The sequence below is a fragment of the Mesorhizobium sp. P3_A10 genome, assembly GCF_056403175.1.
Genome location: NZ_JBFUFZ010000005.1, coordinates 184,602 through 199,755 on the forward strand (window position 1 = coordinate 184,602; position 15,154 = coordinate 199,755).

General features: G+C 63.0%; 17 protein-coding genes and 2 tRNA genes. 14 read left to right on the forward strand and 5 right to left on the reverse strand.

What is annotated here, in order from left to right:
* Nucleotides 1–592: 592 nt before the first annotated feature.
* Entirely contained in the window at nt 593–988 is a 396-nt protein-coding gene (locus AC1DXU_RS20260; RefSeq protein WP_477371860.1) for a hypothetical protein, read from the forward strand.
* A gap of 450 nt (nt 989–1,438) precedes the next feature.
* Here AC1DXU_RS20260 and AC1DXU_RS20265 read toward each other — a convergent pair whose 3' ends face one another.
* Nucleotides 1,439–3,061, reverse strand: a complete 1,623-nt coding sequence (locus tag AC1DXU_RS20265; protein WP_477371862.1) for a site-specific integrase — start codon at nt 3,059–3,061, stop codon at nt 1,439–1,441.
* 189 nt (nt 3,062–3,250) lie between these two features.
* Nucleotides 3,251–3,325, reverse strand: a tRNA-Thr gene (locus AC1DXU_RS20270).
* Between the two features lie 153 nt (nt 3,326–3,478).
* Here AC1DXU_RS20270 and AC1DXU_RS20275 point away from each other — a divergent pair.
* From AC1DXU_RS20275 to AC1DXU_RS20325, 11 genes are all read left to right on the forward strand, one after another.
* Entirely contained in the window at nt 3,479–3,655 is a 177-nt protein-coding gene (locus AC1DXU_RS20275; RefSeq protein ID WP_477371864.1) for a hypothetical protein, read from the forward strand.
* 140 nt (nt 3,656–3,795) lie between these two features.
* Complete coding sequence (gene murA, locus AC1DXU_RS20280) at nt 3,796–5,088, forward strand: UDP-N-acetylglucosamine 1-carboxyvinyltransferase (RefSeq protein WP_477371866.1); 1,293 nt, start codon at nt 3,796–3,798, stop codon at nt 5,086–5,088.
* A 279-nt stretch (nt 5,089–5,367) separates the two neighbouring features.
* Nucleotides 5,368–5,802, forward strand: a complete 435-nt coding sequence (locus AC1DXU_RS20285; RefSeq protein WP_477311700.1) for a DUF2948 family protein — start codon at nt 5,368–5,370, stop codon at nt 5,800–5,802.
* Nucleotides 5,803–5,809: 7 nt separating this feature from the next.
* Nucleotides 5,810–7,102, forward strand: coding sequence for a histidinol dehydrogenase (gene hisD, locus AC1DXU_RS20290; protein ID WP_477371868.1), 1,293 nt, complete (start codon nt 5,810–5,812; stop codon nt 7,100–7,102).
* Nucleotides 7,103–7,108: 6 nt separating this feature from the next.
* Nucleotides 7,109–7,594, forward strand: coding sequence for a UPF0262 family protein (locus tag AC1DXU_RS20295; protein WP_477371869.1), 486 nt, complete (start codon nt 7,109–7,111; stop codon nt 7,592–7,594).
* Nucleotides 7,582–8,049 carry an arsenate-mycothiol transferase ArsC gene (locus AC1DXU_RS20300; protein ID WP_477372246.1) on the forward strand — a complete coding sequence of 156 codons (468 nt, stop codon included), beginning with the start codon at nt 7,582–7,584 and terminating at the stop codon, nt 8,047–8,049. Before AC1DXU_RS20295 ends, AC1DXU_RS20300 begins: the two co-directional genes overlap by 13 nt.
* Before the next feature lie 87 nt (nt 8,050–8,136).
* A complete protein-coding gene (gene infA, locus AC1DXU_RS20305; RefSeq protein WP_006200926.1) occupies nt 8,137–8,355 on the forward strand; it encodes a translation initiation factor IF-1 in 219 nt (72 codons plus the stop codon).
* 25 nt (nt 8,356–8,380) lie between these two features.
* Nucleotides 8,381–9,007, forward strand: coding sequence for a Maf-like protein (locus AC1DXU_RS20310; protein WP_477371871.1), 627 nt, complete (start codon nt 8,381–8,383; stop codon nt 9,005–9,007).
* On the forward strand, nt 9,004–9,195 hold the full coding sequence (yacG, locus tag AC1DXU_RS20315; protein WP_477371873.1) for a DNA gyrase inhibitor YacG: 192 nt from the start codon (nt 9,004–9,006) through the stop codon (nt 9,193–9,195). Before AC1DXU_RS20310 ends, yacG begins: the two co-directional genes overlap by 4 nt.
* Nucleotides 9,196–9,390: 195 nt before the next feature.
* Nucleotides 9,391–9,466: transfer RNA gene (locus tag AC1DXU_RS20320), tRNA-Phe, on the forward strand.
* A gap of 152 nt (nt 9,467–9,618) precedes the next feature.
* Nucleotides 9,619–10,056: a hypothetical protein gene (locus tag AC1DXU_RS20325; protein ID WP_477371874.1), complete on the forward strand. Its 438-nt coding sequence runs from the start codon at nt 9,619–9,621 to the stop codon at nt 10,054–10,056.
* Nucleotides 10,057–10,234: 178 nt separating this feature from the next.
* Here AC1DXU_RS20325 and AC1DXU_RS20330 read toward each other — a convergent pair whose 3' ends face one another.
* Entirely contained in the window at nt 10,235–10,954 is a 720-nt protein-coding gene (locus AC1DXU_RS20330; protein ID WP_477371876.1) for a hypothetical protein, read from the reverse strand.
* On the opposite strand from AC1DXU_RS20330, the gene AC1DXU_RS20335 reads away from it, so the two are divergent.
* Nucleotides 10,949–12,049: a DUF4432 family protein gene (locus AC1DXU_RS20335; RefSeq protein ID WP_477371877.1), complete on the forward strand. Its 1,101-nt coding sequence runs from the start codon at nt 10,949–10,951 to the stop codon at nt 12,047–12,049. The two genes, AC1DXU_RS20330 and AC1DXU_RS20335, sit on opposite strands and share 6 nt — an antisense overlap.
* Before the next feature lie 74 nt (nt 12,050–12,123).
* On the forward strand, nt 12,124–12,876 hold the full coding sequence (locus tag AC1DXU_RS20340; RefSeq protein ID WP_477371879.1) for a pseudouridine synthase: 753 nt from the start codon (nt 12,124–12,126) through the stop codon (nt 12,874–12,876).
* Nucleotides 12,877–12,883: 7 nt separating this feature from the next.
* Here AC1DXU_RS20340 and AC1DXU_RS20345 read toward each other — a convergent pair whose 3' ends face one another.
* Together AC1DXU_RS20345 and AC1DXU_RS20350 are read right to left on the reverse strand one after the other, a co-directional pair.
* Nucleotides 12,884–13,459: a histidine phosphatase family protein gene (locus tag AC1DXU_RS20345; RefSeq protein ID WP_477371881.1), complete on the reverse strand. Its 576-nt coding sequence runs from the start codon at nt 13,457–13,459 to the stop codon at nt 12,884–12,886.
* A gap of 164 nt (nt 13,460–13,623) precedes the next feature.
* Nucleotides 13,624–14,958, reverse strand: coding sequence for a dicarboxylate/amino acid:cation symporter (locus AC1DXU_RS20350; RefSeq protein ID WP_477371882.1), 1,335 nt, complete (start codon nt 14,956–14,958; stop codon nt 13,624–13,626).
* Nucleotides 14,959–15,154 lie beyond the last annotated feature (196 nt).

Here is a 15,154-nt window from a genome sequence, read left to right on the forward strand (position 1 = left end):
GACACTGGGAACCTTTCCTTTTGGAGTGCGCCCACTGCTATTCCAGGAGGAGGGCGAGGCAAAGCGCTATGACAAGCACCACGGCCCCTCCGACCGTCAGCTGCCGCGCCTGGTACTCAATGGCTTCCCTCAGGCAGGCGATGCCTGCCTTGGTGGCGACTTGGCGCATGATCCTCCCGGCGTATCCGGCCCTCTGGCCTTCAGCGAGCGGGGAGAGTGTAGGGGAGTCTGGATTTGTGTCACCCCCGCCGGGGGGAAGCCCGCGCTCTGCCACGTAAATTGGAGACTTCCAGTGATCGACCCCTCGCGGCGATCCGGGACATGGCTCATGACATGCGCGACTTCAAATTTCATTGGCTCCTCCCTTGCCAACAGCGAGCCAGTGGTTTCAATTCCACACTGAGTTGGGGGGTTTGGCAGCGTGTTGTGGCGAACTACAATTGCAGTATTTCTTGGCCTGCTTCTCGGCGCACTTGCACTTTGGCTAGATGGTAGCCCTGATCCGCAGAAGTCTTGGTGGTCCCTCCAACCCTGGTGGTCTGTACTGGGATATGCGTTGACATATTTAGGTGCGGCTCTATCGGGGTTAGCCTTGTACGAGGTCACCAATCTGTCCAGCCGTTTTATCGGCAGGGCTAGATTGCCGCTACTGAGACGCACCTTGGAAAAGGAGACAGCCGTTCTCTTGGACAAGGCGGACACTCAAATTGGCGACTTTATGGCCAGCGGGGTGCTGGCCCGTCTGGCGGCAAACTTACGCTCGATCAAGTCACACCGAGCCAACTCCGCTGTGAAAGCTTCGCTGAAGGCTGCCGTCAAGGCTGTTGAGAAGCTTAAGACGGAAACAACAAAAACGTTTCAACGGAACCCGCTCGCGCCGACCAGAGAGAGTCCAGGGTTTTGGGAAGCATATTTCGGCCTTGAAGAACTAAAAGTTGATATGGATAACTATCAACAAGACGAGAAGAAGAGACAATATGTACAATGATCGGGACTGGACGAAGGCAATCGCAAATCTCATTCGCCTTACTGTCGAGAAGAAATTAATTTGGGAGCATGTCCCTTCTCAGAACTCTGCACGGCACTCCGAGAGGCTGTTCACCGCTACCAAGGGAGACAAAACTTATGCGGTGTCCACATTCAATATCCAAGTCTGGGAAGACGTGGACGAATGGCATTGGGAGACCGGATACAGCTTTGAGATTTGGAAGTATACCCCTGTTAATCCTATGCAATACAAAATAGCCACCAGTCCGAATCTTTCTTCTATCGCAAATTTATTTAGAACCGTTGAAAACCAAGTGGCCGTCAACGAGGACGCCCTAGGGTTTCTTCTACAGGGCGGGGACGAGTAATGACGGCGCTGGGCTTCACGGCCTTTACGAGCGCCCTCTTCCAGCGGGGACCCGAGGCTTTCCAGCCTGAGACTTTCCGCGCCCTAGTGGCTCTCCGGCTTCTCCACCAGCGGCTCGATCTTCCGCATCTCCGCCGCAAGCCCCGGCAACATGACATCTGAGGAGCCATATTTGGCGTGAACCGCCTGGGTGGAGTGGCCCGCGAGATACTCCGCCGCGCTCCCCTCAAGCCCAAAGCGGCGGGACAAGCCGACGAAGAGGTGGCGTAGTCCGTGGTTAGGGGATAGCCCGGTCCTAACGAGCCCCACCGCCTTGCTCCGGACCCACCGCCCTATGAGGGACGTAGCGCCATCCCTGAAGAGCTGGCCTTGAGGAGCCGCCTCCACCCACGCTAGGAATCCCTCCGCCTCCAATGCCGGATGGACCGGGATGCGCCTCTCACTATTTGCAGTCTTGAGGGAGCGCTTGCCGGCGCTGGTCACCTTAAAGAACCAGAGGCCCTCCGCCTGGAAGAAGTCGGACTTCCTAAGCGTGTTCGCCTCACTGATCCGCAGGCCGGCATAGAGGCACAGCCAGGGCAGCCACCGCTTGCTGGCGTCTTCCTCACGCCTCGCCGAGAGGAGCACCTTGCGGGCTTCTTCCAGGGTATAGGAGGTCTCGTCAGCTGGCTTCTCCATATAGCTGGGCAGCTCTACTCGCCCCGATAGGATCTCCGCCTGGGCCATGGCGTCCCGGTGATCCCGCTGCTTCTTGCCCCAGTTGATGATGGTCCCGATGGCCACCAGCCGGTCGGCAATCGTGCGGTTTGAGACACCGGCCTCCTCCTGCATGGCATCCAGCCACGCCTCGACCTCGGGGATTGTCACGGTGGCCGCATCGTCAGAGCCGCGATGAGCAGCGAAGGTCTCCGCGATCCGCTTGTACTTCTTGACCGACTTCTCGGGCATCGGCCTAGAGCCCTGCCCCGCCTTCCGCCTGGTGACCTGGGCGTCAATGATCGCCTCGAAGGTGACCCCCTTGCCGCTGCCCTTCGACGTTGGCGTTGTGGGGATGAAGGGCGGAGCCTCATCCAACTCGGGGACCGGTCTATAGCGGCCCGCGCGGCGCTCTTCGAGGGCGAGCCCAACAGCCGCCATCTTGTGCGCCATCTGGAGGTTCAAGAGGCGGCGCGTCTCGGAATCGACGTACAGGCCCCGGGCCACCAGAGCCTCATCGGATTGCTCTCCATGCATCGCCTCAAGCGCGGCCAACAGGTCTGGGGCGAGCGCCTTGCGGAGGCCCGGGTGGGCTTCAATGAGGCGAAGGGCCATGGCCCCCCGTGCATCCTCGCTGGCCGAAAGGTAGCGCTTGAGGTCCGCCAACAGGGCCTCCTGCTCGGCAAGGGGCAATGCGGCAATGCTTCGAGCAAACTTCCCGCCATCGTCCACAGGCGGCGGCACCTGGCCCGCGACCGGGGGAACGTCAAAGGGGTCCGCCTCATGCGCGGTGAGGAATGCCCGTGCCCGCTCCGCCGCGAGGGCCACAAGTTGCTGGTGGCTGAGGCGCTGAGGGCCAGTATCGAGAAGACGCTGCCAGACCTCCAGGAGCTGCTCCCAGGTGTCCAATCTCTTGCGGTAGGCACGGGTCGCGTCGCCTCTATCCCGCACCCCGAGCGACTTGGTGAACTCCTGGCTTCCGCCGATCCCGGAGACCCCGAGCTTCAGCAAATCATCGCGCCGATCCCAGAGGCGCTGGGGGATTCGGAACTTGCCTTGCCAAACCTCAGAGCCTTTGCGCTTGGATAGACCTCGCATTCTCCACCGAATTCCCGCCATACCAGAGCACATTCCCATAACAGTCCGCATTTGCGGAAGCCACGGAAAACTCTAAGTTTTTGATGCTGCTTCGGAAAAGACTGGTGCTGCGAGAGAGGATTGAACTCTCGACCTCTCCCTTACCAAGGGAGTGCTCTACCACTGAGCTACCGCAGCCGCTGATGGCGGGGCTTCTGCCATATCGAACCGGCAAGCGCAAGACCAGTTGCGCGGATGTGCGAAAGGCCGCACCGGACGGCTTTTGATGACATGGCGGCGCCACAATGTTGACTATCCCTGAATGGCAGGTTGGCCGGTCGGGACGGAACCATGAACGACAAGACACTTCCAGCGAAAAAGGCCAGCGCAACCCGCAAGGACCGGCTGGCCGAGCAGTTGCGCGCCAATCTGCAGAAGCGCAAGGCGCAGTCGCGTTCGCGGCGCACCGGTGATGCCGACCAACGACCGGAAGGACTGCCTGCTGCTGAAAAAATGCACAAGGACTAACTGATTTCAGCCACACTGGCTGGCCACCCTTGGCCCAAATGCCACAAAATCCTATTTCTTGAACGAAGCCGGCCAATGGTCTAGACGGACCGATACTCAAACTGACGAAACCGGCCTTTCGGGCCGAGGGGACGTTTTCCATGGATCGCATCAAAATTGTCGGCGGCAACCAGCTTGTCGGAAGCATCCCGATCTCGGGCGCGAAAAACGCGGCGCTGCCGCTGATGATCGCCTCGCTGCTCACCGACGACACGCTGACCCTGGAAAATGTGCCGCATCTGGCCGATGTCGAGCAGCTGATCCGCATCCTCGGCAATCATGGCGTCGACTATTCGGTCAACGGCCGCCGCGAGAAGCAGAATGAGGGCTATTCGCGCACCATTAATTTCTCGGCCCGCAACATCGTCGACACGACGGCGCCTTACGAGCTGGTGTCGAAGATGCGGGCGTCGTTCTGGGTGATCGGCCCGCTGCTGGCCCGCATGGGCGAGGCGAAAGTGTCGCTGCCGGGCGGTTGCGCCATCGGCACGCGCCCGGTCGACCTGTTCCTCGAAGGCCTGCAGGCGCTGGGCGCCGACATCGACGTCGACACCGGCTATGTCCTCGCCAAGACCAAGAATGGCCGCCTTGTCGGCAACCGCTATGTGTTCCCGAAAGTCTCGGTCGGCGCCACCCATGTGCTGATGATGGCAGCGGCGCTGGCCAAGGGCGAGACGGTGCTGGAAAACGCCGCTTGCGAGCCCGAGATCGTCAACCTCGCCGACTGCCTCAACGCCATGGGCGCGAAAATTTCCGGCGCCGGCACGCCCACCATCACCATCGACGGCGTCGAATCGCTGTCGGGCGCCCGCGTCCGTGTCATTCCCGACCGCATCGAGACCGGCACCTATGCTATGGCGGTGGCGATGACCGGCGGCGATGTTGTGCTTGAAGGCGCGCGGCCGGAGCTGCTGCAGACCGCGCTCGACATCATCGCCCAGACGGGCGCCGAGATCACGCCGACCAATTCCGGCATCCGAGTCAAGCGCAACGGCGCCGGCATTGCGCCGGTCGACGTGACGACTGCCCCCTTCCCGGCCTTCCCGACCGATCTGCAGGCGCAGTTCATGGGCCTGATGACGATGGCCAAGGGCAAGTCGCGCATCACCGAGACCATCTTCGAGAACCGCTTCATGCATGTGCAGGAACTCGCCCGGCTCGGCGCCCACATCACGCTTTCCGGCCAGACGGCGATCGTCGACGGCGTGTCGAAGCTGAAGGGCGCGCCGGTGATGGCCACCGACCTGCGCGCCTCGGTGTCGTTGGTCATTGCCGGTCTGGCGGCCGAAGGCGAGACCACCGTCAACCGCGTCTACCATCTCGACCGCGGTTTTGAGCGGCTGGAAGAGAAGCTGTCCAATTGCGGCGCGGTGATCGAGCGGATTTCGGCTTAAACGTCACGAGGTCGGCGCCGCCCTTCATCTGCCTGCCGGCATCTTCTCCCCGTATAGTGACGGGGAGAAGGGGCTGACCGCGACCTCGGCTCCTTCCTGCAACGTCGGATGTTGGCGAAATCCTCGGTGAAGGCGTCCTTCTCCCCGTCACTATACGGGGAGAAGTGCCCGGCAGGGCGATGAGGGGCAGCACAAACCTGAGGCCATTGGCGCGGTTGCATGGATGGCCAAGACCGCCTAACAGAAAGCTGAAAACCAACTTTCAGGTGTGCATTCCGTATGGACGCTCTCAAGCTCATCGCGCTCGACGATCAGGACCTGGCCATCGTCTCGGCCCATGTCCAGGACGCCGTGATGAAGGTGGCGGACCTCGAATTCCTGCCTGCGGCCAAGCGTTTCGTGCTGACCATGAACCGCTTCGTCTGGGAGGCGAAGTCCGGCCTGTTCAGCCAGCACAATGAGCGGCGGCAGGCGGTGCTGCATTTCGACCGCGTGCTCGGCGCCAAGACCAATGGCATTGCCCGTGACAGGCCGGCCGAGGTTTTGTCGCTGCTGGCGATCAGCTTCGTCGAGATCAGCAAGCCGGCCGGCATTGTCGAGCTGATTTTTTCGGGCGGCGGCACGATCATGCTCGATGTCGAATGTATCGAGGCGCGGCTGGCCGATATAGGCGGCGCCTGGGGCGCCACGTCGCGTCCCGTCCACAAGGCCTGAGTGTCCGATGGCCATCACGCTCCGCCAGTCCGATGCCGATTTCGAGCAGCGTTTCGCCGCCTTCCTGTTGACCAAGCGGGAGGTGTCGGAGGACGTCGATGCCGCCGTGCGCGCCATCATCGCGCGGGTGCGCGCCGAGGGCGACGCGGCGCTGATCGACTACACCCAGAAATTCGACCATGCCGATTTGAAAAGCCTCGGCATCGCAGTGTCGATGGACGACATCGCCAAGGCTTACAAAGCCGCCGACCCGCAGACGATCGAAGCGCTGAAATTCGCGCGCGAGCGCATCCGCGCCCATCACGAGCGGCAGCGGCCAAAGGACGACCGCTACACCGACGCCATCGGCGTGGGACTCGGCTCGCGCTGGACGGCGATCGAGGCGGTCGGGCTCTATGTGCCGGGCGGCACGGCAAGCTATCCAAGCTCGGTGCTGATGAACGCGGTTCCGGCGGTCGTCGCCGGCGTCGAGCGCATCGTCATGGCGGTGCCGGCGCCGCAGGGCACCATCAATCCGCTGGTGCTGGTGGCCGCCGATATTTCCGGCGTGTCGGAGATCTACCGTGTCGGCGGCGCGCATGCGGTGGCCGCGCTTGCCTATGGCACAGAAACCATCAAGCCAGTGGCCAAGATCGTCGGTCCCGGCAATGCCTATGTCGCGGCGGCCAAGCGCCAGGTGTTCGGCACTGTCGGCATCGACATGATCGCCGGGCCGTCGGAAGTGCTGGTGGTGGCCGATGGCAGCAACGATCCCGACTGGATCGCCGCCGACCTTTTGGCGCAGGCCGAGCACGACGTGTCGGCGCAATCGATCCTGATCACCGACGATCCGGCCTTCGGCAAGGCGGTCGAACAGGCGGTCGAGCGGCAGTTGCAAAAGCTGTCGCGCGCCGAGACGGCAGCGGCAAGCTGGCGCGATTTCGGCGCCGTCATCTTGGTGCCGACGATCGAATCTTCGCTGCCGCTGGTCGACCGCATCGCCGCCGAGCATGTCGAGCTCGCCATAGACGATCCGGAAGCCTTTCTGGCCAGGATGCGCAATGCCGGCGCCGTGTTTCTCGGCCGCCACACGCCGGAGGTCATCGGCGACTATGTCGGTGGCTCCAACCACGTGCTGCCGACGGCGCGCTCGGCGCGCTTCTCGTCGGGCCTGTCGGTGCTCGATTTCGTCAAGCGCACCTCGATCCTCAAGCTTGGCCCCGAGCAGTTGCGGGCGCTGGCGCCGGCGGCGATCGCGCTGGCCAAGGCGGAAGGTCTCGATGCGCATGGCCGCTCCGTCGCCATACGGCTGAACATGTAGGCCACGATGTCGGACGACGATCGAACCCGCGCCAAGCTGATCGATGTCGAACTCGACGAATCGATTGGCCGTTCGACGCCCGACGTCGAACATGAGCGCGCGGTGGCGATCTTCGACCTGATCGAGGAGAACAGCTTTCGGCCGGTCAATGACGACGGCGCCGGGCCCTACCGGCTGAAATTGTCGCTGGCCGAGTCGCGTCTGGTCTTCGCCGTGACGCGCGAGGACGGCGCGGCCGTGGTCACCCACATCCTGTCGCTGACGCCTCTGCGGCGCATCGTCAAAGACTATTACATGATCTGCGAGAGCTACTACGACGCCATCCGCTCGTCGACGCCGAGCCACATCGAGGCGATCGACATGGGCCGGCGCGGCCTGCACAATGAGGGTTCGCAGACGCTGATGGACCGTCTCTCCGGCAAGATCGACATCGACTTCGACACGGCGCGGCGGCTGTTCACGCTGGTCTGCGTGCTGCACTGGCGGGGTTAGTTCTGCCCGCCGCTCTGCCCCGTTCGATCCTGTTCCTGTGCGGCATGAATGCCGTGCGCTCGCCGATGGCCGAGCTTTTGGCGCGCCGGATGCTGCCGGCCGCCACCTTCGTCGCCTCTGCCGGCGTGCATCGCGGCGAGCGTGATCCGTTCGTCGATGCCGTGCTGGCCGAGGACGACCTGTCGCTGGGCGAGCGCCAGCCCAGAGCGATGGACGATCTGGAAGACGACTATTTCGACCTGATCGTCACGCTGGCGCCGGAAGCCCATCATGCCGCGCTCGAACTCACCCGCTCGCTGGCCGTCGATGTCGAATACTGGCCGATGCCCGACCCGACCGATGTCGGCGGCCGGCGCGAACAGATCCTGGCCGCCTATCGCGACGTGCGCGAACGGCTGAAAGCGCGTATAAGCCGCCGTTTTCTGCTTCCAGAGGCAAAAAAAGCGACGGATTAAGCGTGTTCACAAGCGGACGATTATCATATAGGTTCCGCCGAAATTCTGGCCCGGGTGCCAGAATTACCATCCAAGCAAAGGTATCGAATGCCGAAGGAAGAAGTCCTCGAGTTTCCGGGTGTCGTGACGGAATTGCTGCCCAACGCGATGTTCCGGGTAAAGCTCGAAAACGAACACGAAATCATCGCCCACACGGCCGGCCGCATGCGCAAGAACCGCATCCGCGTGCTGACCGGCGACAAGGTCCTGGTCGAGATGACGCCCTACGACCTGACCAAGGGCCGCATCACCTATCGTTTCAAGTAAGATCTAGAGCCCGACCGGAACCGCGATGAGCATTTTGCAAAAGCTCGTGCTTGCTTCGGGTTCGCCGCGTCGGATCGAACTGCTGCAGCAGGCCGGCATCGAGCCGGACCGCGTGTTGCCGGCCGATGTCGACGAGACGCCGCTGCGCGCCGAGCATCCGCGCTCGCTGGCCAAGCGCCTGTCGCAGGAGAAGGCCGAGAAGGCGCTGGCGTCGCTCAAGACCGAGGACGACTATACGCCGAGCTTCGTGCTGGCCGCCGACACGGTGGTGGCCGTCGGCCGGCGCATCCTGCCTAAAGCCGAGACGCTCGACGACGCCGCCAACTGCCTCGGCCTGCTGTCGGGGCGCTCGCACCGGGTCTATTCCGGCATCTGCCTGATCACGCCGGGCGGCAAGCAGCGCCTGCGCCTGGTCGAGTCCAGGGTGCGCTTCAAGCGCTTGCCGCGCGAGGAGATCGACGCCTATGTCGCCTCGGGCGAATGGCGCGGCAAGGCCGGCGGCTATGCCGTGCAAGGCCTGGCCGGCTCCTTCGTCGTCAAGCTCGTCGGATCCTACACCAACATCGTCGGCCTGCCGCTCTATGAGACGGTGGCGCTGCTTTCCGGCGAAGGCTTCAAGGTGCACACCAGTTGGGTGTCCGCGCGGCCATGAGCGCCGAGGTGACGCCGCTGCGCCCCAGGCGCCCCTGCCCCGAATGCGGCAAACAATCGGCGCGCGACACCTATCCGTTCTGCTCAACACGCTGCAAGGACGTCGACCTCAACCGCTGGCTCAAGGGCGCCTATGTCATCACTGCGCGGGATGACGAGGAAGAAACGGATCCCGACGGGCAGAAATGAGGCCGTTGGGGACGGGTTTGCGTCAACAAGAGTGGCGGATGAATCGGCCCTGCGAACCCCGTCTCGTTTCCTGCGGGAAATCAACGCTTAGGCGCTGGACAGGCCGGATTCCCGTGCTATAACCCACCCGCTTTCAAGGGGCGCCACACGGCGCTTTCGTGAAATCCGGCCGGCGAGATTTCGTTTGCCGGCGAGGCCCAGATAGCTCAGTTGGTAGAGCAGCGGACTGAAAATCCGCGTGTCGGTGGTTCGAATCCGCCTCTGGGCACCATTTTTTCAATGTCCGTCTCGGCGTCGGCGCCCCCAAGTTGCGCGATATCGCTGCCGAAATCACTTTGCTCTCATCAGCCAAATCGCGGATTCGATTTGCTTGGTGATCCCCCAACCTTAGGGCAAACTTCTGCCGGGGCTGCAGGAGGAGCAATGCGAGCACGCGCAGCTACGATCGGCGATCTCGAAGGTGTTTTCCGGGATCTGTCCACGAGGATGTCGGACGAATACGTGGCGGCCGGCAAGGATAGCAAGGTTGCCTACGACAATCTGATGATGAATTTGAAGGAAGGCCGCGCTCATGCGCTGGTCGAGGGCGACAAGACGGTGGCGATCATCGCCTGGCATGAGAACAGCGACGCCGCCGACACGCTGTTTGCCGCGCAGGAGGGTTTCTTCAGCGCCGCGACCATCCGCTTCTGCAGGCGGCACATCCGCCACATCCAGGCGCTGGCCGGCAACCTTCCCATCCACTCGCGCAGCTGGCTGCAGCGAGCCGACGTCGCCAGATGGTTCCGCATCATCGGCTATGTCGAGCGTGGCCAGCAGAACGGCGCCAATCTGTTCGAGCTGCCGCCGGCTCCAGGATAGACAATCGCGGGATATTGCAAGACGCTGCGAACGAGTTGCGGCGTTCGGTTGGCAAGCTGACGTTCACCTGCCATGCTGCGAACGCGCCTGTCCCACGGTTGACCGTCACCGCATGCAAAGCGTGCACTGTTGGGTTGAGGTGAGGCTACGCGCCATGTCAGAAAAAGAGCCATCAGAATTAAGTTTGCAAGATAGAATTGAACGCCACATCGAAGAGGACTTCCGCGCCGACCCAGCGGGGGCGTACGAGAAATATGGGCTCACAGCCTCCCTCCATCGTGGGGTCACTGTCTGTTTTGTTCTGATGGTCGGGTTTCTCATCATTTGGATAGTCGTCGTCCAACATTGAACGCGACACGCCCGACGCGCCAAACGAATATGCTGAGATACGCCTCAGCAAAATGAGTTTGACCGAAATCGCCACGGGCTTTGGTCTGTCTTTGCAGACTGAGCCATGCAAGGTAAGTTCGCGACACATTCGGCACAGGGCCGACCTCGGTGGAACCAAACAGTGGAAGAAGAACCCAAGCCGGAACGCCGCCTTCTTAGCCGCCCGAATGTGTTGAAGCAGGCAATCATCCTGGCGGGGAGTTCTGAAATCCCGTGTTCGGTGAGGAATCAGCACAAAAGCGGCGCCGAGTTGCGCGTGGCTGCCGATGCGTCGGTACCAGATCGATTCTTCCTGGATGTGCCCGATGATGGCGTCGTCTATCAGACCGTCGTCAGGTGGCGGAGGAACGAGCGGCTTGGTGTGCAGTTCTACGGGGCGCAAGAGCCAAGGCTGAAATAAGAAAGCCGCCGGCGCATCATTCACTGTTCGAAGCTGGATGAATTCAACCGTTGCTCCTGATAGGAACTGGTCGTTCGCCTGCCGCAAATCGAGGTCTGAAGAGTGCATCCGGATCACGTTCTCATCGACCTCGTCCCCGAGCAGTTCGGCCCATCGGAAGCGGTCGTCGCCCGATATGCCGGTCTCGTCGCCAGCGCCTTTCGCTACCGGTCCGGCGTCGCCGGCCTGCGGATCAGCAACGCAAAGGGTGAGATCGTCATGCTGCCGTTCCAGGGGCAGCAGATCTGGGATGCGACATTCCTCGGCCGCTCGTTGACCATGCGCTCGATGTTCGATGAGCCGGTTGCGACCCGCGACTATCTTTCCAACTATGGCGCCTTCTTCATCCATTGCGGCGCCACTGCGATGGGCAATCCCGGCCAAAACGATCGCCACCCGTTGCATGGCGACCTGCCCAATGCGCCCTACAGGGACGTGCAGCTGATCGTCGGCGACAATGCCGATGGTCCGTTCATGGCGCTGACCGGCCGCTGCCGCCAAACTATCGCGTTCAGCCACGACTATGTGGCGCAGCCCACCGTGCGACTGCAGCGCGATGCCACCGGCGTCGCCGTCGACCTTGCCATCGAGAACCGGAAAGGCTCGCCGATGGAGCTGATGTATCTGGCGCACATCAATTTCAGGCCGGCGGACGATGGCCGTCTTGTCGACAGCGTGGCCGACGATCGCGCCGACATTGTCGTGCGCCAGGTGCTGCCACCGTTTTTCACGCCAAGCGAGCGCTATCTTGCCTACCGCGACGCCGTTGTCGCCGATCCGTCGCGCCATCGCGTCTTGACCAAGGGCGAGCCGATCGATCCGGAACTGGTGCTGACCATGAAAGCGAAGGCGGACGCCGACGGCTTTGCGCACGCCTTGCAGGTCCATCCGGACCAGACGGCGGATTTCGTCAGCTATCGCCCCGAGGAGCTCAATTATGCCGTGCGCTGGATCACGCGCGGCGCCGACCAGGATGCGCTCGGCCTCCTGCTGCCGGCGACCGCGGAGCCCGATGGCTATCTCGCCGCCAGGGAAAGGGGGCGCCTGGTTGTTGTTGCTCCGGGGGAAACATTCCGCTGCGCCCTGCGCTTTGGCGCGATGACGGCGCAGGAAGCCACAAGACAGGAGCAGGCCATTGCCAGGATGAGGGCTGGAGGCAGCTAGCGGATGCCCATGCCGGTTGCGGAGCCGTTGCGGCGCGTGGCATCTGTCACCCTTCATTCCGGGACCGACAAACGATGACACGGCCACCAGCCATCGCGAGACGACCGCCCGCCTCCGCAGGCGTCAGCCTCAACCGCGCCCTGTCAAAGCTCGGCCTTTGCTCGCGCACGCAAGCGGAAGTGCTGATCGCCGAAGGGCGCGTGCGCGTTGGCGGCAAGGTGGTTCGCGACGCAGCCATGCGCGTCGACCTCAATCGTGACCGCATCACGGTCGACGACCAGAACGTCGTTGCCGAGGCCAAGGTCTATCTGATGGTCAACAAGCCACGCGGGCTGGTCACCACCCGCGACGACCCGCAGGGGCGCGGCACCGTCTATGACTGCCTGACGGGGCTCGACCTGCCTTTCGTGTCGCCAGTCGGCCGCCTCGACAAGGCCAGCGAAGGTCTGCTTTTGATGACCAACGACACGCGCTGGGCCAATGGCCTGCTCGACCCCGCCTCGCATGTCGCCAAGACCTATCACGTGCAGATCGGCACGCCACCGGACGAGGCGATGCTGGCGCGGTTGCGCGACGGCGCGGTCGTCGACGGTGAGCTGTCGAGCGCGCGCTCGATCAAAATCCTGCGCAGCGGCGGCCGCACGGCATGGCTGGAAATCGTGCTCGATGAAGGCCGCAACCGCCAGATCCGCAAGCTGCTTGGCGCCTTTGACGTCGAGGTGCTGAGATTGGTGCGGGTGGCGATCGGCTCGCTGCTGCTCGGCGATCTGGCCAAGGGCAAGGCACGGCACCTGACTGAAGAGGAACTGGCGATGCTGGCGGCCTGAACGGCTTCTATCTCTGGTTCCACTTCCGAATAACCGGCTCGGTCAAATCGTGCTCGTAGCCGAGTATGCTCAGGCTTGCGGTGTCGAGAACCAGCAGCGCGCCATCTTCGGGCGGTAGGCCAAGCCAGCGCGCCGCCAGCACCCTCAGGAAATGCGCGCTCGAAAACACCAGGACGCTGCCATTGGCGGCGCGCAGCTGACTGATGATCGCGTCGGCGCGTGCGCCGACATTCGCGGCCATTTCGCCACGCGGACAGCCGTCGCGGAACACGTTCCAACCGGGCCGCTCAACAAGGATCTGCTTGGTGGTCAGCCCCTCATAGGCGCCGTAGTCCCATTCTTGCAGATCATCCTTCTTGACGCCGGAGAACCCGGCCAGCGTGCAGGTGTTGAACGCGCGCTGCGACGGGCTCGACCAGACAGTGGAAAACGACAGGCCCTTGAGGCGATCGGCCACGCCGCGGGCGGCGGCCTCGCCCTTTGCCGTCAAGGGTATGTCGGTGCGGCCGGTGTGTTTTCCCGACGCGCTCCATTCCGTCTCGCCATGACGAACCAAATAGATCTCCGGAAACTGGCTGCTCATTGGCGGGCCTTTCGATTCTCTTGCACCGCCTGCACCCTAGCCGGGAAGACCCGGCCGGCACCAGCCGGGTGTGCACGTCGGTCGGCGACAAGAAGCAGGCCGCAACCGGCGAACCGGCTGCGGCCTGAACAGTCCTGGGATCAAACGTTCCGCCCTGCTGGCGATCAGGCGGGCTGCAGATCGCCCGACAGCGCCAGATCGGCCTCCTCGGCCAATGTGCCAGCCATCGCGGCGGCGAACTTCGTCTGGTCGAGTTCGCCTTCCCAGCGCGCCACGACAACCGTCGCAACCGCATTGCCGACGAAGTTGGTCAGCGCCCGGCACTCCGACATGAAGCGGTCGACGCCGAGGATCAGCGCCATGCCGGCGACCGGCACCGTGGGCACCACGGAAAGCGTCGCCGCCAGCGTGATGAAGCCGGCGCCGGTGATGCCGGCGGCACCCTTGGAGCTCAGCATGGCGACAGCCAGCAGCAGGACCTGGTCGCCATAGGTGAGCGGCGTGTCGGTCGCCTGGGCGATGAACAAAGCGGCCAGCGTCATATAGATGTTGGTGCCGTCGAGGTTGAAGGAATAGCCGGTCGGGATGACCAGGCCGACCACCGAGCGGTTGCAGCCGGCGCGCTCCATCTTGGCCATCAGGCCCGGCAGTGCGGCTTCCGACGACGAGGTGCCGAGAACCAGCAGCAGCTCTTCCTTGATGTAGCGGATCAGCGCCAGGATCGAGAAGCCGTTGTACCATGCCACAGTGCCGAGCACGACCAGCACGAAGAGCAGCGACGTCGCGTAGAACGTGCCGATCAGGAAGGCGAGGTTGGCGATCGCGCCGATGCCGTATTTGCCGACGGTGAAGGCCATGGCGCCGAAAGCGCCGATGGGCGCGGCCTTCATCAGGATGGCGACGAGGCGGAAGATCGGTGCGGTCAACGCCTGTAGGAAATCGACCACCGGCTTGCCGCGGTCGCCGACCAGCGCCAGCGCGATACCGAAGAGCACCGAGAAGAACAGCACCTGCAGGATGTCGCCCTGGGCGAAGGCGCCGGTGATGGTGTCGGGGATGATGTTGAGGAGGAAGCCGACAATGGTCGTGTCATGCGCCTTCTCGGTGAAGGTCGTCACCTTCGAGGCGTCGAGCGTGGCCGGATTGATATGCATGCCGGCGCCCGGCTGGACGACGTTGGAGACGACCAGGCCGACGACCAGCGCCAGCGTCGAAAACACCAGGAAGTAGATCATCGCCTTGCCGGCGACGCGGCCGACCTTGTGCAAATCGGAGACGCCGGCAATGCCGGTCGCCACCGTCAGGAAGATGACCGGCGCGATCACCATCTTGACCAGCTTGATGAAAGCATCGCCGAGCGGCTTCAGCGAAGCACCCAGTTCGGGATAGAAGTGACCGAGCAGCACGCCGGCGGCGATCGCCACCAGGACCTGCACGTAGAGATGCCGGTATAAGGGAACCTTGCCGCGCGGTTCGGCGGCAGCGAATGCTGGCTGCATGACGTCCTCCATTGGCGCCCCGATCGAAAGCTCGACCTCCCGGGGCAATTGTTATGACCTCCGCAGCCTCGCGACTGCTGGATTGGTATCTGCAACTGCCGTGCCAAACCGCGCCGGACAGTCTATCCGTTGATTTCGTTTGGCATTTTCAAGACGGCAACCGCGTCTCGCACACAGGCAGTGCGAACATCCGCAT